The sequence below is a fragment of the Rugosimonospora acidiphila genome, from assembly GCF_039543385.1.
GTDB classification, from domain to species: domain Bacteria; phylum Actinomycetota; class Actinomycetes; order Mycobacteriales; family Micromonosporaceae; genus Rugosimonospora; species Rugosimonospora acidiphila.
Window position 1 is genome coordinate 120,087 of the sequence record NZ_BAABJQ010000007.1, and the last position, 23,061, is coordinate 143,147.

General features: G+C 70.9%; 18 protein-coding genes. 15 read left to right on the forward strand and 3 right to left on the reverse strand.

Going from position 1 to position 23,061, the window contains the following annotated elements; genetic code table 11:
- Positions 1-32: 32 nt before the first annotated feature.
- Positions 33-3,806, reverse strand: a complete 3,774-nt coding sequence (locus ABEA87_RS14550) for a CHAT domain-containing protein (protein WP_345629805.1) — start codon at positions 3,804-3,806, stop codon at positions 33-35.
- Positions 3,807-3,990: 184 nt separating this feature from the next.
- Between ABEA87_RS14550 and ABEA87_RS14555 the strand changes: the two genes are divergently transcribed.
- The gene (locus tag ABEA87_RS14555) at positions 3,991-4,368 is read left to right on the forward strand and encodes a hypothetical protein (protein ID WP_345629806.1); all 378 of its coding nucleotides are present in this window, start codon (positions 3,991-3,993) and stop codon (positions 4,366-4,368) included.
- Complete coding sequence (locus tag ABEA87_RS14560; RefSeq protein WP_345629808.1) at positions 4,365-5,300, forward strand: hypothetical protein; 936 nt, start codon at positions 4,365-4,367, stop codon at positions 5,298-5,300. Before ABEA87_RS14555 ends, ABEA87_RS14560 begins: the two co-directional genes overlap by 4 nt.
- Positions 5,301-5,313: 13 nt before the next feature.
- Here the strand turns inward: ABEA87_RS14560 and ABEA87_RS14565 are convergent, their stop codons facing one another.
- Positions 5,314-6,342, reverse strand: a complete 1,029-nt coding sequence (locus tag ABEA87_RS14565; RefSeq protein ID WP_345629809.1) for a tetratricopeptide repeat protein — start codon at positions 6,340-6,342, stop codon at positions 5,314-5,316.
- Between the two features lie 236 nt (positions 6,343-6,578).
- On the opposite strand from ABEA87_RS14565, the gene ABEA87_RS14570 reads away from it, so the two are divergent.
- From ABEA87_RS14570 to ABEA87_RS14620, 11 genes are read left to right on the forward strand one after another with little or no spacing between them, the layout of a single operon-like run.
- A complete protein-coding gene (locus tag ABEA87_RS14570; RefSeq protein WP_345629811.1) occupies positions 6,579-7,631 on the forward strand; it encodes a LacI family DNA-binding transcriptional regulator in 1,053 nt (350 codons plus the stop codon).
- Positions 7,628-8,602, forward strand: coding sequence for a ribokinase (locus ABEA87_RS14575; protein ID WP_345629813.1), 975 nt, complete (start codon positions 7,628-7,630; stop codon positions 8,600-8,602). Before ABEA87_RS14570 ends, ABEA87_RS14575 begins: the two co-directional genes overlap by 4 nt.
- Positions 8,599-8,991, forward strand: coding sequence for a D-ribose pyranase (rbsD, locus tag ABEA87_RS14580; RefSeq protein ID WP_345629815.1), 393 nt, complete (start codon positions 8,599-8,601; stop codon positions 8,989-8,991). The genes ABEA87_RS14575 and rbsD overlap by 4 nt, the downstream gene beginning before the upstream one ends.
- Positions 8,991-11,042, forward strand: coding sequence for an ADP-ribosylglycohydrolase family protein (locus ABEA87_RS14585; RefSeq protein WP_345629817.1), 2,052 nt, complete (start codon positions 8,991-8,993; stop codon positions 11,040-11,042). Before rbsD ends, ABEA87_RS14585 begins: the two co-directional genes overlap by 1 nt.
- Positions 11,039-12,448, forward strand: coding sequence for an ABC transporter substrate-binding protein (locus tag ABEA87_RS14590; protein ID WP_345629819.1), 1,410 nt, complete (start codon positions 11,039-11,041; stop codon positions 12,446-12,448). The genes ABEA87_RS14585 and ABEA87_RS14590 overlap by 4 nt, the downstream gene beginning before the upstream one ends.
- Before the next feature lie 5 nt (positions 12,449-12,453).
- Positions 12,454-13,350, forward strand: coding sequence for a carbohydrate ABC transporter permease (locus ABEA87_RS14595; protein ID WP_345630197.1), 897 nt, complete (start codon positions 12,454-12,456; stop codon positions 13,348-13,350).
- Positions 13,347-14,237 carry a carbohydrate ABC transporter permease gene (locus tag ABEA87_RS14600; RefSeq protein ID WP_345629820.1) on the forward strand — a complete coding sequence of 297 codons (891 nt, stop codon included), beginning with the start codon at positions 13,347-13,349 and terminating at the stop codon, positions 14,235-14,237. Before ABEA87_RS14595 ends, ABEA87_RS14600 begins: the two co-directional genes overlap by 4 nt.
- Entirely contained in the window at positions 14,234-15,634 is a 1,401-nt protein-coding gene (locus tag ABEA87_RS14605) for a sulfatase family protein (RefSeq protein ID WP_345629822.1), read from the forward strand. The genes ABEA87_RS14600 and ABEA87_RS14605 overlap by 4 nt, the downstream gene beginning before the upstream one ends.
- Before the next feature lie 51 nt (positions 15,635-15,685).
- On the forward strand, positions 15,686-17,344 hold the full coding sequence (locus ABEA87_RS14610; protein ID WP_345629824.1) for a glycoside hydrolase family protein: 1,659 nt from the start codon (positions 15,686-15,688) through the stop codon (positions 17,342-17,344).
- The gene (locus tag ABEA87_RS14615) at positions 17,341-18,837 is read left to right on the forward strand and encodes a sulfatase family protein (RefSeq protein WP_345629826.1); all 1,497 of its coding nucleotides are present in this window, start codon (positions 17,341-17,343) and stop codon (positions 18,835-18,837) included. The genes ABEA87_RS14610 and ABEA87_RS14615 overlap by 4 nt, the downstream gene beginning before the upstream one ends.
- A 10-nt stretch (positions 18,838-18,847) precedes the next feature.
- Positions 18,848-19,882 (forward strand): formylglycine-generating enzyme family protein, encoded by a 1,035-nt coding sequence (locus tag ABEA87_RS14620; RefSeq protein WP_345629828.1) that lies wholly within the window; start codon positions 18,848-18,850, stop codon positions 19,880-19,882.
- Positions 19,883-20,009: 127 nt separating this feature from the next.
- Here ABEA87_RS14620 and ABEA87_RS14625 read toward each other — a convergent pair whose 3' ends face one another.
- Complete coding sequence (locus tag ABEA87_RS14625; RefSeq protein ID WP_345629830.1) at positions 20,010-20,735, reverse strand: SDR family NAD(P)-dependent oxidoreductase; 726 nt, start codon at positions 20,733-20,735, stop codon at positions 20,010-20,012.
- A gap of 168 nt (positions 20,736-20,903) precedes the next feature.
- On the opposite strand from ABEA87_RS14625, the gene ABEA87_RS14630 reads away from it, so the two are divergent.
- Both ABEA87_RS14630 and ABEA87_RS14635 read left to right on the forward strand, forming a co-directional pair.
- Positions 20,904-21,917: a sigma-70 family RNA polymerase sigma factor gene (locus ABEA87_RS14630; protein WP_345629832.1), complete on the forward strand. Its 1,014-nt coding sequence runs from the start codon at positions 20,904-20,906 to the stop codon at positions 21,915-21,917.
- 86 nt (positions 21,918-22,003) lie between these two features.
- Positions 22,004-22,795: an SDR family NAD(P)-dependent oxidoreductase gene (locus tag ABEA87_RS14635; RefSeq protein ID WP_345629834.1), complete on the forward strand. Its 792-nt coding sequence runs from the start codon at positions 22,004-22,006 to the stop codon at positions 22,793-22,795.
- The last annotated feature ends 266 nt before the right edge of the window (positions 22,796-23,061 follow it).

A 23,061-nucleotide genomic window follows, 5' to 3' on the forward strand; every position in this document is an offset into this window, starting at 1 on the left:
CGGCCAGCGGCGGCGTTGGATGACGGACGGCGTCACGTCCGTACGTCAGTCGTCGACAGCGGCTGGTTGACGCCGACGTGGACGTACCCGGCCCATCGGGTCGGTGTGGTGGGGAACTCGTCGCGCACGGCCCGTGCCGTGTCGGTCAGCGCCTGCGCCGCGGCGGCGGTCTCGGGCGGGGCGGTGCCGTCCGTGGTGAGCGCGGCGTAGAAGGACCGGGCGATCCGTGCGCTGTCGGTGGTGGGCCACATCGTGCCGATGACGCCCCGGAAGCCCGCGAGCTGGAATGCCGAGGCGAGGTTCAGCGGCTCGTCGGTGAACGTCGGGTGGGTCTCGGCCGTACTGCACGCCGAGAGGAAGGCCAGTTCCGGCTGGGCCAGCCGGTACGACCGCACCATGTGCGAGCTGAGCGTGGCGGAATCACCGAGGTCCAGTCCGCTGCGCAGGCCCGAGCTGATGCTGGTGTCGGCCCGTCCGTGACAGGCGAAGTGCGCGATCGGGTGGACCCGCAACAGCTGCCGCACGGCGTCCGGCGCCACCCGCTCCCCGGTCAGCAGGGCGGAGCCCGGGATGAGCCGGGCGACCTGCTCCACCTCGGCGCGGACCTCCGGCAGCGCCGCCGACCTCTCGGCGTCGGGTACGCCGACGATCAGCGCCGTGGGGGTGGTCGGACGCAGCGGCTGCTCGGCCACGGCGTGGGCGAGCGAGGTGAGGGTCGGCGTGTACGACGAGACGGCGCGGTCGAGTGCCGTGCGTGGCCGGCCTGCCTCGCCGTGGTGGCCGGCGGCGTGCAGCGGCAGCCGGGCCAGCGTGCCGACCGGGCACCACCAGATCCTGGGTGGCGGCCCGCCCACCGCGGCGATCCGGTCGAGGACCGGCCCGGTGACCGCGTCCCACAGCCAGGCCAGGACGCCGAGCAGGTCCTCCTGGGCGCGTACCCGCCGGTCGAGCGGCACCGCCGGGTTGGTCGCGTCGAGCACGGCCGCGTACATCAGCGTGACCTGCCGCCGCAGGGCGGTCTCGCGCAGTTCCGGCAGCCGGACGTGCTCCACGGGCCGGTCCGGCTCGGCGGGAATCAGCAGCGCGTCTCCCTGGTCGCCATGAGTGTTGAGCATGACGATCGGCAGGCCACCCAGCCGCTCGCGCAGGACGGGCAGCGACGGTGGCCGAAGCAGGTCGGCGAAGCCTGGCAGCAGGCGGATCCGGTCGAGCAGCCGGGCCCGCTCGGTGGCCAGCTCGCGCGTGCGACGCGACCACTCGGGGCGCGGGTCCCACTCCGTCGTGACCGCCTCGGGGTCCTCCCCGGACGTCGCACTCTCCTTGAGCCCTACAGTGATCGAAAACTTGCTGACGTGCGTGTACAGGTCGGCCTCGGACAGCTCCTGCTCGACCCGGTCCAGCTCGGCGGCGAGCCGAGGATCGACCGCGCGCAGCTGGGCCCAGCCGGCGCGGATGCCCCGCGCCTCGTTGAACAGCAGGCCGCGACCATGCTCCAGCAGCTCCACCGCGGCGTCGAGGTCGTCGGCCGCGATCGCGGCCGCGGCGGCCTCGGACGCCAGCCCGCCGACGTTGGCGAGGACACTGAGGCGACGGAGATCTGACTCCGACCGGCTGACCGCCGCCGGTATCCGCCGCACGGCCCGGTTCAGCGCGGCCAACCGGGCCGCGGGGTCCGCCGCCTCGGCGGCCAACTCCGCCTGCTGGCGTTCGGCGTTGATCCGCTCGTGCGCGTCGGTGACGGGTGACGCGGCGAGCGCCGCGTAGGTGGTGATCGCCTCGGTGCGGGCCGGCCCGGCATCGGGACCGCCGAGCCTGGCCAGCTCGGCCGCGCACCGCGCCAGAAGCGCGGCCCGCAGCGGCCACCAGTGGTGGTCGGCGGCGGTCGCGTCGAGCGCCTGCCGGGCCAGCTCTCTGGCGCCGGTGAGGGCGTCGAGGTCACCGCCGACGAGATACCGCTCGTACCGGCCCGACGCGATCGAGCTGCGGATCCGTGGCTCGTCCGGGTGTCCCGAGGGCAGCAGGGCGAAGGCATCCTGGTAGAGCCGTTCGACTTCCAGCAGATCGGCCAGGTCCCCCCGCCGCACGGCGTGCTGCTGCAGGCTGGCCGCCAGGTTGAAGAGGAACCCGACGCGGCGCGGGTCGTCCTGGCGCACGGCGGCGAGCGCCCGGCGGTTCACCGCGACGGCCTCGGCGAGCAGCGCGTCGTCCGGTGCCAGCAGGTCGCGTTCCACCAGCGCGCCGGCGAGGCTCATCAGCCGCGCCGGGTCAACGTCGTGACCGGCCGGCGTATGGGCGACGGCCTCCCGCTGGTGCCGTACCGCCTCGTCCATAAGTTCGGGGCTGCCCGCCAGCCGACCCGCCCGGGCGTACGCATCGCCGAGTACCCCGAGCTGCGTCGCGCGGTGCTCCGACTGCTCGTCGGTCAGCTCGAGTGCGGTGCGGGCGGCGTTCAGGGCAACCTCGACCAGGTCCTCGTCCCGGGTCTGCAGGCCGACGGTGCCGGCCGCGCCGGCCAGGCGGTTCAGGATCCTCCGCCGCAGTGGGTGCTCCGGTCCGGCGGCGTCCAGGGCCGTATGTGCCCAGGTCATGGCGCATGCGGCACCATCGAGGTCACCGCCGTACTGCCAGCGGTCGAACTCCGCGTCGCCCAGCAGCAGCAGGGCGTCCGGCCGGTCCGGATGGAAGGCGGGCACGGCGGCGAACAGCATCATCGCCGTGTCGAGCCGTTCGTCCTGCAGCGAGGTGTCGAAGTCCATCCGGTCGGTGAGCTCCTGGCAACGCCGGAACAACCGGTCGATGGTCTCCGGCTCCTGCGCCGCGTTGACGATGGTCTCCACCACGTCGACGCCGACCCGTTCGACCAGCAGGTTGGCCACCGCGTTGAGCCGGTCCAGCCGCGGTTGCAGCTCCTGATCACCTGGATCGGTGGAGATGAGCACGTCGCGCCAGGTGGCGACCGCCTCGATGAGGGACCCCACCGTCGCCCTGCCGGGAATCTCGTGCAACCGGCTCAGCGCGGAGCCGAGCCGGCTGGCGCAGTTGAGGTCGGTCGGACGGCTTCGCCAGCTCAGCTGCGCCGCCCGGCGGTATGAGTCCACGGCCAGCTCCAGCGCCCGCGGCCCGGCGCCGCTGTCGAAGCAAAGTTCGAGCATCAGGCCGTGGCGGGTGAGCCGCGCCGGCCGGTGCGGGTCGCGTGCCGTCGTGGCGGCCACCGCCTTCTCGGCGCAGTCCAGCGCCGCGGCGTACTCGGTGCCGTTGCGAGACGCTCGCGCGAAGGCGACAAGCGCGTCGGTGAGATCGGTCAGCAGGGCCGCCCGGAGCAGCACGCCCGGCCGGTCGCGCTGCTCTTTCACCGACCGCAGCCACTCCTGATGGAGGCTGATCAGCAGCCCGAGCGCCTTCGCGTCACCGGCGCCATGCCGCTGCCAGAGCCGGTCGACCCGGGCGGCCTGTTGCGGGCTGAGCAGGACGGCGGACAGGTCGTCGAGCCCGGTCCCGGCGCCGTCCCGGCACTCGTCGCGGATGAGCTCGGGTACCGCGTCCGGGTCCTTGCGGGCCAGCCGGCGGTACAGGTCGACCGCGGCCCGGCGCTCCCGCAGGCCGTCCAGGCCGGGCAGGACAAGGTAGCGGTACCAGTGCAGCGTGGCCAGCGTGCGCGCGGCGGCCCGGCCGGCGCCCCGGTCGCCGACCGCCGCGCCCAGGACGCGCTGCTGTTCGGAGGTGTCCACGCCGAGGGTCTCCGGCTCGCCGGTGCGTTCATACTCCTCGAGAAGGGCGGTGATCTGTTCCAGAGCACTACTCGACATCGCTGCTGAGTCCCGTCGTCCGACCGTCTGCCGCTTTGGGCAGTCATCGTTGCCGCCTCCACCAGTGTCGCCTGCCCGGGACGGCGACGCAGGCCCGCCGGGGGCCGCGCGACGCATCGATGAGAGGTGGCGCGGGCCGCTAATGTGTCAAGGGTCCTGCCGGCCGACGCACGGGGAGCGGAACATGGACTTCGTCGCGCATCGGGTGGGTCGGCTGTGTGGCCAGGCCACCGGCGGGCAGTTGCGGGAGTACGCCGAGCGGTTCGGTGTCCTCGACATTCTGGACCGGATCGTCGACGCGGTCGATCACGGACGGGTCGACCAGCAGCTGGAGAAGGACCTCGACGTTCTCGACAGCGCGTTCGCCCGGCACGGTATTGACGGGCTGACCACCGGCAGTCGCAGCTATGAGACGTGGCGCGGCGGCGGTGGGCATCCGACGATCACCGCCTGGGAATGCCCGAGGCGATCGTGCCCGCGAAGGGTCCCGGCCGTCGACGGCGACCGGCCGGTGTGCGCGCTGGCCAACCTGCCGTTCGTCGAGACCCGGATCACCCTGTGAACGCCCTCCTCGCCGACCTCGGCAAGCAGCTCGTGACGAAATGGACCGCCGCGTTGATGGTGCCGGGCGCGCTGTTCGCCGGCGCGGTCCTGCTGGCCGGGGTACTGGGGCAGCGCCACGCGGTGGACCCGCGGATGCTGGGGGAGTGGTCGAACCGGATCGCCACCGGCCGGACTCACGAAAGCGGAACCGCGCTGCTGGTCGCCGTGGCCGGGTTTCTGCTCGGCGCGGCCGCGGCCGGGCTGTTGGCCGGGGCGGTGGGCTTTTTCGTCGAATGGACCTGGGGGCTGACCGGGTCGGTAGCGCCGTTGAGCTGGCTGGCGCGCTCGCGGCGGCGCCGGTGGGCCAGGGCGGATGCCGAGGCGGTGTCCGCGCAGCGCGCCCTGCTCGCGGACATCGACGACTCCACGCTGCGGGCCCGGGCCCGACAGGCGATCCTGGATCGGGACGCGATCTGCCTCGTGCCGGCGGAGCGACCCACCTGGGTCGGTGACCGGCTGCGCGCGGCCGACGTCCGGATGCATCGCGGCTACGCGATCGACCTGACCACGGTGTGGCCGAGGATGTGGCTGGTGCTGCCGCAGCCGGCTCGCGACGAGTTGACGGCGGTACAGGAGCGGTGCGCGTCGGCGGCCCGGATGGGCGGCTGGGGCGTGCTGTACGTGCTGCTCGGGGTGTTCTGGTGGCCGGGGCTGGCGATCGGCGTCGCGGTGCTGCTCATCGCCCGGTACCGGGCCCGGTTGGCGGTCGGGGTGTACACCGACCTGATCGAGTCCACTGTGGACCTCTATGGCCGGGAACTCGCGACCCAGCTGGGTCTGGCCTGCCCCGGTCGGCTGAGCCCCGAGGTCGGGGCCCAGATCAGCGCGATCGTCCGCAAGGACGAGGTCGCGCGGCTCCCGCCGGCCGGTCCGCCGCCGGTCGGCGCGTGACGATCGCCAGCCGTCACGGCCGCCACGATGGGTTGTGCAGGATCGCCAGGTTCTGCCGCGCGGTGTCCGCGAGCCGGTGCGGGGTACCGGCCAGGGCGTCGAGCACGGCCCAGTACTGGTCGATCGACCGCTCACGTTGGCCGGCGAAGCCGAGCGTGGACGCGAAGTTGTTGCGCCGACCGATCGTGCCAAGGTCGGCCGGCCCATGCCTGCGCTCGCTGTACTCGATGTTGCGTTCGTGCAGTTCGATGGCTTGCGGGTACTGGCCGGCCTGCTGGTAGCCCGCCGCGAGGTTGTTGCGGAACACCAGGGTGAGATCGTTGTCCTCGCCGTGCAGATGCTCGGCCGTGGCGAGCACCTCCCGAAGCACGCCCAGCCCGTCGTCGACCTCCCCGGCGTCGAGGTACGTCTGCCCCAGGGCGTTACGGACCGTCAGCGTGCCGCGGTCGTCCGGCCCGAACGTCTCGGTGGCCCGCTCCACCAGTGGCTCGAGCAGGGCGATGGCCTCGGCGAAGTGTCCGATCCGCCGGTGGTTCTCCGCGACGCCCATCCGGTAGGCCAGGGTGCCACGCTCGTACAGGGGTTCCCGGCCCAGACTGTTCGCGCGCCACAACTCGACAGACATCTGCGCCACGCCGAGCTGACCGGCGACCTTACGCGTGGGCGCTGGCGGCATCGCCGGTGACGGCTTGCTCGGGCCCGCCTCGCGAACCACCCACTCGGAAAACATCGTCCGCAGGTCCTTCGTCCCGACGCCGTTGACGTGCAGCCGGGACAGGCCCTTGTCGGTCGTCAACAGCAGCGACGCGCCGATGGCGTCCACGTGCTCCAGAGCGGGGCCGGGCAGCAAGAACCACGTGGTGCTCGACTGGCGGATCTCCAGGCCGCGCAGGTCCTTCCAGGCGAAGGCCAGGAACCTGCGGAGCCGGCCCCGTACCGCGATGCCGCGGCGGTCGAGGACGAGGGTCAGGCCGGGTACCGGATCGGTGCGCCCCGGGTGCCCGGCCAGATAGGTCACCCTGGACAACGTCAGCGCGGCCATCCCGCCATCCTGTCACGCGTCCGGCCGGTCAGCCGACCAGCGGCTGCGACCCCGCTCGGGAGGCCACCCGGAAATCGGCGAGTATCGCGACGCTGCGTGACGTTGCGAGCTGGTGACCGCGATTCGAAACATGGTCACGATTAGGCAACGGGATATCAACACGTGTTGCTTCCGTTAACACGCTCGTCACAAGATCTCTGCCAACACGCAAGCAACACGCGTTGCTGGGAGGCAGAGTGGCCGTTCGTCGGGCTGACGTCGCGAGGCTGGCGGGTACGTCACCCGCGGTCGTGAGCTACGTGCTCAACGGGGGACCGCGGGGCGTCGCGCCGGAGACGCGGGCCCGCGTGCTCGCGGCGATCGAACAACTGGGATACCGGCCCAACGGCATCGCCCGGTCGTTGCGCATGAATCGCACCATGACGCTCGGCCTCGTCGTGCCGGACACGTCCAACCCGTTCTTCGCGCAACTGTCCCGCGCGATCGAGGAGGCGGCGTTCGCGCAGGACTACACGCTGCTGATCGGCAACGCGGCCGAGGACGACGAGCGGCAGACCACCTACGTGCGCACGTTCCTGGCCCGCCAGGTCGACGGGCTGTTTCTGGTACCCGCGCACGGTCCGACCAGCTGCGTACCGGAGCTGCGACGGTCCGGGGTGCCGTGGGTGACGCTGGACCGGCAGATCCCGGGCGGCGGTGCGCCGGCCGTACTGGCCGACAACCGGAACGGGGCCCGTGCGGCGGCCGAGCACCTGCTCGGCCACGGCCGGCGCAGCATCGCGTGCATCTCCGGCCCCGAGGATGTGGTGCCGGCCAACGAGCGGGTCGGCGGCTGGCGCGACGCGCTGGCCGAGGCGGGCGTGCGGCCGAGCGAGATGTCGGTGTGGCACGGCGCGTTCGGTCGCCGCGCCGGCTACCTCGGAGGTCGCGAGCTGCTGGCCGACGGGCGGTTCGACGCGGTGTTCGTGGCCAGCGACGAGCAGGCCCTCGGGGTCCTGCGCGCGCTGCAGGAGCTGGGCATTCGCTGCCCCGAAGACGTTGCGATCGCATCCTTCGACGGGATCGCGGCCACCGCGTACTCGACGCCCGCGCTGACCACCATGGCCCAGCCGTTCGGGCAGCTCGGCCAGACCGCGGTCGCCAGGCTGCTGGACCAGATGGATGACCCGGAAGCCGACCCGCACATCTCGGTACTGCCGGTGACTCTGGTCGCCCGCGGTTCCTGCGGCTGCCCGGATCCACCGGGCGGCGACGCGCCGGCCGGCACCGTGGAAGGAGCGGAGCAGTGAGCCGGGTCGTGGTCGTGGGCAGCGCGAACGTCGACATGATCGTGCGCGTCGAGCACCTGCCGGAACCCGGCCAGACGCTGCTCGGCACGGACGTGGCGCTGCGAACCGGGGGCAAGGGCGCGAACCAGGCCGTCGCCGCGTGCCGGCTCGGCGCGGAGACCCTGCTGTACGCGGCGGTCGGTACGGACGCGTTCGGCCTCCAGACCCGCGAGGCGCTGGCCGCCGAGGGAGTACGCCTCGACCACCTGGTCGAGGTCGACGGGGCGAGCACCGGCATGGCAATGATCATGGTGGCCGCCGACGGGGAGAACACCATCGTCGTGGCGCCCGGCGCGAACCACGCGCTGGACGCGTCGGCGACCGCCGGCCTGGCCGGCGTGCTGGCCCCCGGCGCGGTACTCGCCGCGCAGCTGGAGGTGCCGATCGACACCTGCCTGGCCGCCGCGGACGTGGCTCGGCGGGCCGGTGCCCGGGTCGTCCTCAACGCCGCACCGCTGCCGAAGCCGGGCGAGCCCGACTTCGTGGCGTTGCTGCGGGCGGTGGACGTGCTCATCGTGAACGAGACCGAAGCCCTCGCGTTGGCTGATCGTCCCGCGCCGAGCAGCCCGGACGGGTGGATACTGCTGGCCCGCGACCTGCTGCGGCACGGCCCGGCGGCGTGCGTCATCACGCTCGGTGGCCGGGGCGCGGTGGCTCACGACGGTACCTGCGGGTGGGTGCAGCCGGCGTTCGCGGCCGACGTGGTGGACACCACCGGTGCGGGCGACGCGTTCTGCGGCGCGCTCGCCGCGTCGCTGGCCGGCGGTGACTCGCTGGCCGAGGCGGTGGGCCGGGGCTGCGCGGCCGGGGCGCTGGCCACCGGCATGCTCGGCGCGCAGGCGGCACTGCCGACCCGTAGACAGCTGGACCGGCTGATCGGGCTGAATCGCGGCTCCGGATCCGCGTCCCGCGAGGCCGGAGTGGCTTCATGATGCGCCGCGCCGGACTGTGGCACCCGCGCCTCGCTGCGCTCGTCGCCGGCCTGGGCCACGGTGACCTGCTCGTCATCGCCGATCCCGGGCTGCCGGTACCGGCCGGCGTCGAGCCCATCGACCTGGTCTTCGCGCGGGGCGAGCCCGGATTGCTCACCGTGCTGCGCACCGTGCTGGCCGATCTCGTGGTCGAACAGGCCACGGTCGCCGAGCAGCTGTCCGATCAGGGGCTGCTCGACGGCGTGCGCGCGCAACTCGGGGACATCCCGGTGCGTCGCGTGACACACGAACAACTCAAGGCGGTGTCGGCGACGGCGAAGGCCGTCGTGCGCACCGGCGAGGCAACACCGTACGCGAACATCATCCTTCAGGCGGGAGTGCCGTTCTGATGCCCATCACCGACGACTACACCGAACGGGTCTATGCCGGCGTGCTCGGCAAGATCATAGCCGTCTATCTCGGCCGGCCGTTCGAGGGCTGGACTCACCAGCGCATCATGGCCGAGCTCGGCGACATCACCTACTACGTGAACGACCGCCGCGACGTGGCGCTGAAGAACCACCTGCTCGTCGTGACCGACGACGACATCAGCGGCACGTTTGTGTTCCCGCGGGCACTGCGCGATGCCGGCCTCGACCCGACCTCGCGCGAGGTCGGCGCCGCCTGGCTGGACTACATCATCGAGGACACCTCGGTGCTGTGGTGGGGCGGCCTGGGCAACTCCACCGAACACACGGCGTACCTGCGGATGAAGGCCGGAATCCAGCCGCCGGACAGCGGTTCGATCGCGCTGAACGGGACCGTGGTGGCCGAGCAGGTCGGTGCGCAGATCTTCGTCGAGGGGTTCGCGCTGACCTGCCCCGGTGACCCGGTCGCGGCGGCCGACCTCGCCGAGCGGGCCGCCCGGGTCAGCCACGACGGCGAGTCCATCCACGCGGCCCGGGTGGTCGCCGCGCTCGTCGCGGGCGCGTTCACCGAGGACAAGATGGACGCCCTGCTGGACACGGCGGTCGGGCTGGTACCGCCGGACAGCCTGATTGCCCGGATCCACGCCGACGTGCGGTCCTGGGCGGCCGACGGGGACTGGAAGGCGACCCGGGCCCGGATCGAGGACCGGTACGGCTACCACCGTTACGGCGGCAACTGCCACGTCGTACCGAATCACGCGATCGTCATCGCCGCGCTGGCGCACAGCGGCGGCGAGTTCAACCAGGCGATGACGGTGGTCAACACGTCGGGTTGGGACACCGACTCCAACGCCGGCAACGTCGGCGCGATCTGCGGGGTGTTCGGCGGGCTCGCCGGGCTGGACGCCGGGCGGGACAACGGGACCGACTGGCGCGGCCCGGTGGCCGACCGGATGTACCTGCCGACCGCGGACGGCGGCGCGTGCGTCACCGACGCGGCCCGTGAGGCGCTGGTACTGGCCGACCTCGGCCGCCGCCGGTACGGCGCCGCGCCGTTCCGGGACGAGGCGGCACCCCGCTTCGGGTTCGAGCTGCCCGGCTCGGTGCACGGCTTCGCCGCCGTGGACGGTGCGACGGCCGTGCGCAACGGCGGCGGGTACCTGGAGATCGGTGGCGCGGCCACGGTCGTGACGCCGGTCTTCATCCCACCCGAGGCCCGCGAGATGCCCATCTACGGCCTGGTCGGCAGCCCCGCGCTGTACCCCGGCCAGACGGTCCGGGCCCGCGTCGAGGGCACCGCCCGGCTGGTGGTGCAGGCGTACACCGGCGACGACGACCTGCGCACCATCGAGTGTCCGGTCGCTGGCACCGGCGAGCTGGCCTGGACCGTACCCGACCTGGATGGTCAGCCGGTCGTCGCGGTCGGGGTACGCACCGACGGGCCGGCGGCGCTGCGTCACCTGACCTGGGACGGGGCGCCGGACGTGACGCTCACCCGGCCGGCCGGGGGCGGGACGATGTGGCGCCGCGCCTGGGTGCCGGCACTGCACCGGTTCGACGAGCGCTGGCCGGAGCCGTTCCGCATCGTGCAGAACCACGGCACCGGAATGCTCATCACCGGCGCCCGGGAGTGGCGCGACTACAGCGTCTGCGCCGACGTCACCCCGCACGTGGCGGCCGGGGTCGGCCTCGCCGCTCGGGTGCAGGGGCTGCACCGGTACTACGCGCTGGAGCTGACCGGCCGGGACGCGGCACGGCTGGTTCGCGGCGACACGGTTCTGGCCGAGTGCCCCTACCCGTGGACGTTCGGCACCACGTACCGCCTGGGGATCACCTGCACCGGCGACCGCATTCGCGCGGCCGTCGACGACACCGACCTGTTCGACGTGCGCGACGACACCTTCGGGTGTGGTGGTGTCGCGCTCCGGGTGACCGAGGGGCGCACCGCCACCGGGCAGGTACGCATCACACCAGTTTCCACCGCCGACCGGGATCCAGGTTCCAGTCGTACATCCAGTGAGGAACGCCAATGACCGGACCACAATTGAGCCGTCGCCGTCTCCTGTCCGGGGCGAGTGTGGCGGGGCTCGGCCTCGCCGCCCCGAGCCTGCTGTCCGCGTGCGGCGGAGGCGGCAGCGGCAGTGCCGGCAACGGAACCGGCACCGTCAACCTGTGGATCGACATCACGGGTGACGCCAACCAGAAGTACTTCGACGACAGCGTCGTGGGGGCCTTCGAGAAGGCGTACCCGAAGATCACCATGAAGACCACCTACTACAAGGGCGACGACCTGCGCCGGGTGGTGCAGACCGCGCTGCAGGCGCGGTCCGGCCCGGACATCGTGCGCGGCCCGAGCGCGACGCAGACGCTGACCTGGAGCAAGGCGCACGTGCTGGCGGACCTGACCCCGTACGCGAAGAAGTGGGGCTGGGACAGCAAGCTGGCCAGCTGGGCGGCCAAGGCGTTCACCACGGACGGCAAGCTGTACGCGCTGCCGATGCGCATGGACACCATGATGCTGTACTACAACAAGACCCTGTTCGAGGCGAAGGGCTGGAAGCAGCCGACCAACCGCTCCGAGCTGGAGGCGCTGGCGACCGAGTCGCACGGTCAGGGCATCGTGCCGTTCGGCTCGTCCAATGTGGACTGGACGGCGGCCGGCGAGTGGCTGATGACCGTGTTCTGGAACCACTACTCCGGGCCGGACGCGCTGTACCAGGCGCTGACCGGGAAGATCCAGTTCACCGACCCGGTCTTCGTCGACGCGGTGGCGCTGCTCAAGTCGTACTTCGACAAGGGCTGGGTGTCCGGCGGCACCGACAAGTACTTCTCGGTGCCCTCGGCCGAGATCGGCGCGAACTTCGGCAACGGCAAGGTGGCCACGATCCCGCAGGGCGAGTGGTTCATGAGCAACGTCGGCCAGTACTTCGGCGCCAAGGCCAAGACGAGCAACGACAACGACTGGGACTGGATGCCGATCCCGGCGTTGCGCGACGAGGTCAAGTACCCGCTGTACGAAATGGGTATCGGCGGCTCGTTCGCCATCAACGCGGCCGGCAAGAACCAGGACGCCGCGGCGGACTTCCTCAACTGGTACTACGGCGACCGCGAGGCCGCCCTGGAGCGGATGGCCGACGTACCGGCCACGTACAACATCCCGATCAATTTCACCGACAGCGAGATCCCGGCGAAGACCGACCCCCGCGCGGCCCGCGTGCTCACCGAGCTGAACAAGGCGGTGGCGAGCGGCAACTACGGCTACGTCACGTGGACGTGGTGGCCGCCGAAGTCGGACACGTTCGTCTACCAGGGGTTGGAGCAGGTGCTGACGAACAAGCTCACGCCGGCCGAGTACTGCAAGCAGCTCGCCGATATGTTCACCGACGAACGCAAGCAGGGCACCATCCCGCAGATGATGCCGCGAGGTGCTTCGCAGTGACCAGCATGCCGGTCCAGGCCCCGCTGCGCGCCAACCCGGCGCGCAAGCGGGCCCGGCTGCGGCGCGGCCTGGTCGGCTGGGCGTTCCTCGCTCCGCTGCTGATCCTCAACGTGCTCGTCGTGCTGGGCCCGTCGCTCGCGACGGTCTACTACTCGTTCACCGACTGGTCCGGCATCGGGCCGGCGAACTTCACCGGATTCGCCAACTACACGCACGCGTTCACCGATCCGGCGGTCCGGGAGGCGTTGCTGCACAACGCCATCTGGTTCGTGCTGTTCCTGACGGTACCGATGGTGATCGGTCTGCTCGGCGCGCACCTGCTCAACCAGGTGCGCCGGTTCCAGATGCTGTTCCGGGCGCTGTTCTTCATCCCGTACATCACGGCGAGCGTGGTCAACGCGGCGGTGTGGAAGATGCTGATGTCGCCGGACAGCGGCATCGGTCACCTGCTGGGTACCGACCACGCCTGGCTCGGCGACCCAGCCACCTCGCTGTACTCGGTGAACTTCGTCGTCGACTGGCACTGGTGGGGCTTTCTCGCGGTCATCTTCTTCGCCGCGATGCAGGGCGTCGACCCGCAGCTGTACGACGCGGCCAAAGTGGACGGTGCCAACGGCTGGCAGCAGTTCAAGTCCGTGACGCTGCCGGGCATCCGGCCGACGATGGTGTTCATCGTACTGATGACGATCATCTGGTCGCTCAAGGCCTTCGACTACATCTACATCATGACCCACGGTGGGCCGGCGCACTCGAGCGACGTGGTCTCCACGCTGATGTACGACGAGGCGTTCAACCAGTACTCGGCCGGGTATGCAGCCGCGCTCGGCCTGTCCATGACGGTGGTCACCGGGGTGGTCCTCGCGGTGTACCAGTTCCTGCGCCGGAGGGGGTGGGAGGAGTGACCGCGACCATCACGCGGCACGAAGTACCGCGGGCGGGCCGGGCCGATCCCCGGCACGGGGGTCCGCGGCGCCGGCGCCGGCTGCGCGTGCCCACCTACATCGTGCTGGTCGCGCTAGCACTGTTCGCGATCGGCCCGCTGATCGCGATCCTGTTCAACGCGTTCAAGAACAACGCGCAGATCGGCGCGGATCCGCTGTCGCCGCCGACCTCGCTGAGCCTGTCCAACTTCATCACGGCCTGGCGCGAGGGCGACTTCGGCACGACCATGCGCAACAGCGTCATCCTGTGCGTCGGCTCGGCCGCCGGCACCTGCGTCATCGCCGGGCTGGCCGCGTACGCGCTGAGCCACCTGCACGTACCTGGCGGCAACGGAGTGGTGACCTACCTGTTCCTGGGCAGCGCGATGCCGGTTCAGTTGTTCGTCGTGCCGCTGTTCTCGCTGTGGACCAGCCTGCACCTGACCGACAGCCTGTTCGGCCTCATCGTCATCTACTGGGCGACCGACGCGCCGTTCGCCACGCTGCTGCTGCGGTCCTTCCTGATGAAGGTGCCCAAGGAGTTCATCGAGGCCGGACGGCTGGACGGCGCCTCGGACCTGCAGATCGCGCGGCGGGTCGTGCTGCCGCTGGCGTGGCCCGGATTCATGACGGTCGCGCTGATCGTCGGCCTGTGGGCGTGGAACGAGTTCTTCTGGGCCATCACGTTCATCCACAGCCCCGACAAACGCCCGATCTCGACGAGCTTCCTGGCCTTCCAGGACCAGAACTCCACGGACTGGGGACTGACCAGCGCCGCGGCGCTGTTCATGCTCGTCCCGGTCGTGTTGTTGTTCCTCTCGCTCCAGCGGCGCTTCGTCGCGGGCCTGACCTCTGGTGGATTGAAGTGACCCGTCCGAACATCATCCTGATCATCTCCGACCAGCTGCGCCGCCAGGCGCTCGGCTGCTACGGCGACCCGAACGTCAGCACGCCGAACATCGACGCGCTCGCCGAGAGCGGCGCCCGGTTCACCGCGACGTCCTCGACATACCCGGTGTGCGTGCCGTTCCGGTTCACGTTGATGACCGGCGAGTACGCGCACACCCGGTTCATCCCGGCGATCGAATGGCGGATGTCGCCGGCCGAGCGCACGCTCGCCGACGAGTTCAACGACGCCGGGTACGACACGGCGATGTTCGGCAAGTGGCACCTGTACGGCAACTTCGGCCACTACCCGGGGCACAACGTGGTGAAGGCGTCCCGGACCCCGGTGCCCCGACCGTTCCAGGGCCGGTTCGGCACGTTCGCCGGGTTCGACATCGCCAACGACCCGTACGACACCTGGTACTCCACACAGGACGACCCGACCATGCGCAAGCTGGACGGGTACCAGACCGACGAACTGTTCGGGATGGCGACCCGGTACGCGATCCAGGAGCGGGACAAGCCGTTCGCCGCCGTACTGTCGGTGGAGCCGCCGCACCCGCTGTTCACCGCGCCGGAGGAGTACCTCGACCGTTGGCGCGACCGGGAACTGGTGCTGCGGGAAAACGTCGAGCTGGACAAGGAGTACCGCAAGCGCGGCCCGCACGGCCGGGACCTGCTCGACGATCTGCGCGTCTACTACGCGATGATCGAAAACCTGGACGACAACGTCGGCCGGTTGGTCGCCGCGCTGCGCGACGCGGGCACGCTGGACAACACCATCATCGCGTTGACCGCCGACCACGGCGAACTGTTGGGCTGCCACGGGTTGCTGGCCAAGCAGCGGCCGTGGGAGGAGTCGCTCGGCACGCCGCTCATCGTGTCCAATGTGGGCGCCGGTGGTCGGGTGGTGGACGAGCCGACCTGCACCGAGGATCTGTTCCCGACGCTGCTCGGCCTCGCCGGAATCACGCCGCGAGACCCCAAACCCGGGCTGAACCTCGCGCCGATCGCGTGCGGCGAGACCGACCGGCTGGACCGCGAGGGCGTGCTGCTGGAGTTCGTCGGCGAGCTGCGGCCGAACATCGTCTACCACGACGAGACGTGGCGTGGGGTGCGCACCCGGCGGTACAAGTACACCGTCCTCGGCGACGCGCACGGCGGTAAGCCCTGGCAGTTCTTCGACCTGGAGACCGACCCGTACGAGCTGACCAACCTCGTCGACGACGCGAAGTACGCCGACGAGGTGCGCCGCCACCACGAACTGCTGCGCGACCGGATGGCGGAGACCTACGACCACTACGTCCTGGCACCGGCCTTCGGCGTGCCCGGCCTGAACCTGTGGGACCCCGAGGCGGAGCACCAGCTGCGCTTCGGCTGATCGCCGCCGCACCTCCCCGAACCCAGCGCACGTCAGCGAAGAGGAGGCACCATGCGTCGCACCCATCGCACCCATCGCACCCATCGCACTCATCGCGCACTGCTCGCCGGAGTCGTCGCCGCCGCGCTCGCCGTCACCGGCGCGCTGTTCGCCCCGACCGCCGCGTCGGCGGACGGAGCGCCGTACACCGGCAACCAGTACGACTTCGGCGGCGCTGTGACGCCCATCAACGGCGACATCTCCACGGTCGACTCGATCGCGAACAGCATCACCGCGTCCACCCAGGCGACCGAGGCCGACGTCGCCGCGCACCGGGCGACCCTGCCGTACGGCGACATCACGCCGGGCGCCGGCCCGGCGCTGAGCCTGTACCCGGGACCGGCCGGCGTACCCGCGTCCGACCAGTACTCGGTCGCGGTGAACGGTCAACCGTCCTTTGTGTACAAGTCGCTGGCCCGCAAGACGGACACCAACCGGGAGCTGGACACGTCGTGGACCAGCTTTTCGTTCGCCGGCTCGGTGACGGTCAGCGTCACGGCGCTGGGTCAGTCCGGCCTGACCGGGTGCATGGTCCGGCCGTTCTCGGCGGCGATCGCCACCACGTTCGCGAACAACACCTGTACGTTCACCATGTCGCAGGCGAAGAACGTGTCGGTCGAGTTCGACCCGAACATCCACAACCCGATCCCGCACCCGATGCTGGTGTTCGCGAACCCGCCGGAGAATGACGTGCCGCCGGCCACCGGAGACCCGAACGTGCTGTACTTCGGGCCGGGGGTGCACGCCATCGGCTCCGGGATCGTGCTGCACTCGAACGAGACGGTCTACCTGGCCGGCGGCGCGTACGTGCAGGGTGCGTTCATCGCGAACGGGCCGGTGGACAACGTCACCATCAAGGGCCGCGGCGTGCTCGACGGCCTGTTCATGGACACCGGCAACCAGGACGCCAACAAAAACCAGCCGGGGATGATAGACATCGCCGACCAGTCGTCGTCCAACGTGCTCATCGAGGGCATCACGCTGGTCAACGCGCCCCGGTTCAACGTCCGCGCGCTGGCCCAGTACACCACCATCGAGAACGTCAAGACGATGTCCTGGTGGTACAGCACCGACGGACTGGTGGCCGGCAACAAGGCGTTGGTGGAGAACAACTTCGTCAAGTCCAACGACGACTCCATCAAGCTGTTCTGGGGCGACGAGGTGGTCCGAGGCAACACGGTGTGGCAGCTGGAGAACGGCGCACCGTTCATGATCAGCTGGAACCTGGAACAGGACAGCAACACGTTCCACGTGTACGACGACGACGTCATCCACGCCGAGCACTACCAGATCCAGAAGTCGGCCATCTTCCGGGCGCTGCACGCCGGCGCGGGCACACCCAACCGGTACCTGTTCGAGAACATCCGGGTGGAGAACGCGAACTGGCGGCTGTTCTATCTCACCATCGACAACAACAAGTGGTATGACCCGACGCTCGGCTACGGCGAGCTGGACCAGCTCATCTTCCGGGACATCCACGCGTACACCAACTTCACCTACCCCAACGTCATTCAGGGCATCGACGGCACCCACAAGGTACGGGACGTGAACTTCATCAACGTGTTCACCAACAACGCCTGCCAGTCCGATGCCAGTGACTTCGACATTGATCCGGCCACCACCAACGCGGTCCGGATCGTCAAGAGCGCCGATGGGAGCTGCTGGACATGACGGATCCGGTTACCCGGCCGAACGTCGTGGTGGTGCTGGCCGACGATATGGGCTGGGGGGACCTGGGCTGCTACGGCTCGGCGATCCCCACGCCACACATCGACCGGCTGGCCGGTGAGGGGGTGCGGGCCACCAACTGCCACTCGGCGTCGGCGGTCTGCACCCCCAGCCGGTACGCGCTGATGACCGGGCGCTACGCGTGGCGCGGGCCGCTGAAGAACTTCGTCCTCATGGGACACGGCCCGGCACTCATCGAGCCGTCCCGTGCCACGCTGGCCGGCGTGCTCCAGCGGGCCGGGTACGCGACTGGCGCGTTCGGCAAGTGGCACCTCGGGCTCGGCTGGCGGCACACCGACGGCACGGTACGGGACGCGTTCGCGCCCGGCGCCACCCTGCACGACGACATCGAGACGGACTTCGGGCGCGACATCGACTACACGGCCCCGGTCACCGGCGGCCCGACCGCGCTGGGCTTCGACCGGTTCTTCGGGATCGCCGGCTCGCTGGACATGCCGCCGTACGCGTTCATCGACCAGGACCGCACGGTCGGCGTACCGGACCGGGAGAAGAAGCCCTACCTCACCGAGCAACGCCCCGGCCTCGCCGTCGAGGGGTTCGACGAGAGCGAGGTGGACGCGCGGTTCACCGCCGAGGCCCGCGCCTTCATCCGGGCCCAGGACGGCCCGTTCCTGTGCTACCTGGCGCCGTCCGCGCCGCACCGGCCCAACGTCCCGCCGGCGTTCATCCGCGGCCGTTCCGGGCTGGGGGACCGGGCCGACGGTGTGTGCCTGGTCGACTGGGCGGTCGGGCAGTTGCGCGAGGAGCTTGAGGCCAAGGGCGTCCTGGACGACACGCTGTTCGTGGTCACCAGCGACAACGGCGCACCAATGATCTTCACCGATGACGGTGACGTGGGCCGACACCGACCAAACGGGGACTGGCGGGGGCAGAAGGGCGACCTGTGGGACGGCGGGCACCGCGAGCCGTTCATCGCCCGATGGCCCGGCCGGTTCGCGGGTGGTACGGCGACGGATGCCCCGGTCTGCCTCACCGATGTCCTGCCGACCGTGGCGGCGGCGGCCGGACTGTCCGTACCGGTCGAGGACGGGCGCGACATCCTGCCCGTACTCGCCGGTGCGGACCCGGGCCAGCCCGACCGCCCGATCGTCCACCACAGCCTGGGCGGTCGCTTCGCGCTGCGCTCCGGGCGCTGGAAGGCCATCTTCTCGGCCGGTTCCGGCGGTGGCTTCTCCGAGCCGTCCATCACCGACCTGTTCGCCACCGGGTCCGGCAAGGCGCACCCGGCTCCGCCGTGGGACGCGGCACACCCGGCCGGGCAGCTGTACGACATGGAGGCCGACCCGGCGGAGACGGACAACCTCTGGGACCGGGAGCCGGCCGTGGTCGCGGCGCTGTACGAGCGCCTGCGCGCGATCTGCGGCGACGAGTCGAGCGGGCTGCCGTTCGACGTACCGGTCGGGGCCATCGGGTAGGTTCGGTCCAGTGAGCAGCTGTTGTTCCCCCTCGCACAGCGACGGGCACCCGACGGTCGTACCGCTGGCCACCGTGCCGGCCGACCCGACCGCGGCGGCCGGGTCGACCGTCGGGGCCGGCCCGACCGCGGCCGCCGGCTCGGCGCTCGGGTTCGAGCCGCCCCGCCGCGCCCGCGCCGAGGTGATCCGCGGCATGGTCGCGGTGCCCGAGGGTCCGTTCCTGATGGGCGGCGACGACCCGGACGCGTTCCCGGACGACGGCGAGGGTCCGGTGCGCGAGGTGTTCGTGTCCGCGTTCCACATTGATCCGAAAGCTGTCAGCAACTCCCAGTTCGCGGCGTTCGCGAAGGCCACCGGGTACCAGACCGAGGCCGAGCGCTTCGGGTGGTCGTTCGTGTTCGCGGCGTTCGTGACCGGTGAGGCGGCACACCGGGTGCTGGCCGGACGCGTGCCGCAGGCGCCCTGGTGGCTGCCCGTCGAGGGGGCCGACTGGCGGCACCCGGCCGGGCCCGGCACCGGCATCGGCGACAAGCGCAACCATCCGGTGGTGCACGTTTCGTGGGCGGACGCGAACGCGTACGCCGCCTGGGCCGGCAAGCGTCTGCCGACCGAGGCGGAGTGGGAGAAGGCCGCCCGGGGTGGATTGGGGCGGGCCCGTTTCCCGTGGGGCGACGAGTTCACCCCGCGCGGGCAGCACCGCTGCAACACCTGGCAGGGCGAGTTCCCGAGGCGCAACACCGGTCAGGACGGGTACCTTTCCACCGCGCCCGTGGACGCGTACCGGCCCAACGGGTACGGGCTGTTCAACACGTCCGGCAACGTCTGGGAGTGGTGCGCCGACTGGTTCAGCGTCGACTGGCACGCCCCCGACGCGGCGCACACGCGGCGCGATCCGGCCGGCCCGGAGGCCGGGGCCGCTCGGGTGATGCGCGGCGGCTCGTACCTGTGTCACGACTCGTACTGCAACCGCTACCGGGTCGCCGCCCGCACCTCCAGCACGCCGGACAGCAGCACCGGCCACGTCGGGTTCCGCTGCGTAGCCTGACGCGACGCCGGCGTGGCGGGCTGCGGGCATGCGGGCCATCGGCCACCGCGCCGGCCGGCTACCCACGCGGCGCGGTCGGGACCTCATGGTCCCGGCCCGCGCCGTGTCGCTGAGGGAGGGCGTTCTCCTACGAACCGAGAGGCGCCGCCTCGAGCAGTGCCGCGTTCTCGCGTTCGAGCGCCTTGGCGACCCCGCCGCGCCAGGCCTCGGCGAGGGGCTCCGACAGGGGATCCGGGAAGATGTCCTCCTCTCCGTTATCCACCCCGTCGAGGATGCTCCGCGCGACGGACTCCGGGCTCGCCTTGGGAATGTCGAGCACGCGGGACATGTCGGTGTCGACCGGCCCGCTCAGTACGGCGTGAACGCGTACGCCCCGCCCGGCCAACGCGGCCCGCATCGACTGGGACAGCGAGAACGCGGCCGCCTTCGAGATCGAGTAGGCCGGCATGACCGGCACGGGGGCGACGGCCGCCAGCGACAGCACGTTGACGATCGCGCCGCCCGACCCGGTCAGCAGCGGCAGGAATGCCTGGGTCATGCCGTAGGTGCCGTAGAGGTTCACGGCGAGCTGCTGCTCGATCGCGGCGCGGTCGCTGAGATCCTCGTAGATCGCCAGCCCGGCATTGTTGATGAGCAGGTCGAGCGATGCGACCCTTCCCACCGCCGCCCGAATCTGATCCGCGCGGGTCACGTCCAGAGCCAGCGGCGTGACGCGCCCGTCCGGATGGGACAGCGGCTGCCGCGTGCCGGCGTACACGCGCTTCGCGCCCCTGCGCAGTGCCTCCTCGATCAGCGCCCGCCCGATCCCGCGGTTGGCCCCGGTCACCAGAATTGTCTTGTCGACGATTGACATGCGTCCTCCTAGAGAAGCGGACGGCCCGCGTACTCGGGCCGTCCGACCACCGAGGATGCAGACTTCGTGAGGTCGTGAAATTGGGCGTCCGCCGAGCGCCCAGTTCCGGCCTCGGCCGGCGTCCATACTCCAGAAAGCCACAACGTACGGGGGAGAGGTGACTCGATCGTGGAGACGGCTACCGTCGACCTGATCACCAGGGCGCGAGCGGGGGACGGCGACGCGTTCCGGGAGCTGACCGAGCCGCACCGGCGGGAGCTGCACGTGCACTGCTACCGGATGCTCGGATCGTTCCAGGACGCGGAGGACGCCCTGCAGGACACGCTCCTGTCCGCCTGGCAGAGCATCGCGGCGTTCGAGGGGCGCGCGTCGATCCGCACCTGGCTGTACCGGATCGCCACCAACCGGTGCCTCGACGCGCTGCGCTCGGCGAGTCGCCGGCAGGCCGTGCCGTGGGACATCCTCGAGGTTGACCCGCCCGCGCCGACCCGGCTCGGCGACGTGGTCTGGCTTCAACCGTTCCCCGACGCGCTGCTCGATGGTGCGGTCAACCCGCCGCTCGGCCCGGAGGCCCGGTACGAGCAGACCGAAGCCATCTCGCTGGCCTTCGTGACCGCGCTTCAGGCGCTGCCGTCCCGCCAGGTCGCCGTGCTCATCCTGCGCGACGTGCTCGGCTACCACGCCAACGAGGTGGCCGACCTGCTCGACACGACGGTTGAGTCGGTTACCAGCGCGCTGAAACGGGCCCGGGTCGGGCTGCGGCGCCAGCTGCCGCCGACCGGCGATCGCGAACCGCCGCCCGCTCCCGGCTCGTCCGCCGAGCGGGTGCTCGTGGCGAAGTTCGCCCGCGCGTACGCGTCTGGCGACATCGACGCCCTGGTCACCCTGCTGACCGACGACGTCTACGTCTCCATGCCGCCGATTCCCCTGGAGTACCACGGCCGCGCCGACGTGGCCCGCTTCTACGCCACCATCCTGCGCCGGAGCTGGACCTACGACTTCATACCGACCCGCGCGAACGGTCAGCCGGCGCTCGCGGCCTACCTCCGCGCCCCGGCCGGCATCCGCCACGGAATCGGCCTCGTCGTGCTCACCCTCAGCGGCGACCGGATCTCCGCCATCACGCGCTTCGACACCAGCGTGCTCCCGTCCTTCGGGCTGCCTCGCTCACTTCCGGGCTAAGAGCGGCGCCTCGACCGATTCTTTCTGGCGGGTCGAGTCGATGGCCGACGGAATCCCGTTCGCTCAATTCATGATCAGGAGGAACAGTGCTGCTGGAGAAGAAGAACGCGATCGTCTACGGGGCGAGTGGGGCAGTCGGGAGCGCGGTCGCCCGCGCCTTCGCCGAGGAGGGAGCACGGGTTTTCCTTGCCGGGCGCACCAGCGCCACGCTGGCGGTGGTCGCCGAGAAGATCCGGGCCTCGGGTGGTGTCGCCGAGGTCGCCCGGGTCGACGTGATGGATGAGGACGCCGTCGAGGCGCACGCCGACGCGGTGGTCCGGTCCGCCGGATCCCTCGACATCTCGTTCAACGCCGTCAGCCTTCCGCAGACAGGGATTCAGGGCACCCGGATCGTCGACCTGTCACCGGACAGCTTCGATCTGCCCATGACCACCTACCCCAAGGCCAACTTCCTGACCGCGCGAGCCGCCGCACGGCGGATGACCGGCCAGGGATCGGGCGTGATTCTGGCCATCACGGCCAGCCCGTCACGGACGGCCGTCCCCCTGATGGGAGGCATGGCACCGGCGTGGGCGGCGATCGAGTCACTCGTGCGGGGCCTGGCCGCCGAGGTCGGCCCGCGGGGCGTGCGGGTCGTGTGCCTGAACGCGGCGGGGATGCCGGAAACGCCGCAGCTCTCCGAGGTGTACGGCCTGCATGCGGACGCGTACGGCATCAGCCGCGACGCGTTCCAGGCCCGGATGGCGGACCTGACCCTGCGCAAACAGCTGCCGACGGTTGCTGAGATCGCCAACGTGGCCGTCTTCATTGCCTCGGACCGGGCCGCCGCGATCAGCGGCGCGGTCGCCAACCTCACCGGCGGCCTGATCGTCGACTGACGCGCGGGGCGTCGAAGATCAAGCGGCTCAAAATAAGTCATAATCATGACAAAACACCCACGCGGTAGTCACGGTGCGCGTCCCGTCACAGTTCTGGACTGGTTCGTCAATAACGAGGTACGCTGGGACCACGACGCATCAGCCCAGCCCGGTGGGACCGGCGCGGAGGGCAGCATGAGCGGGGCGCCGCCCCGATCCGTCCGGCGGGAGGTCCACCTCCCGCCGGACCGCGGCGACGCCCATTGATCAGCGGAACGGAGCACGAC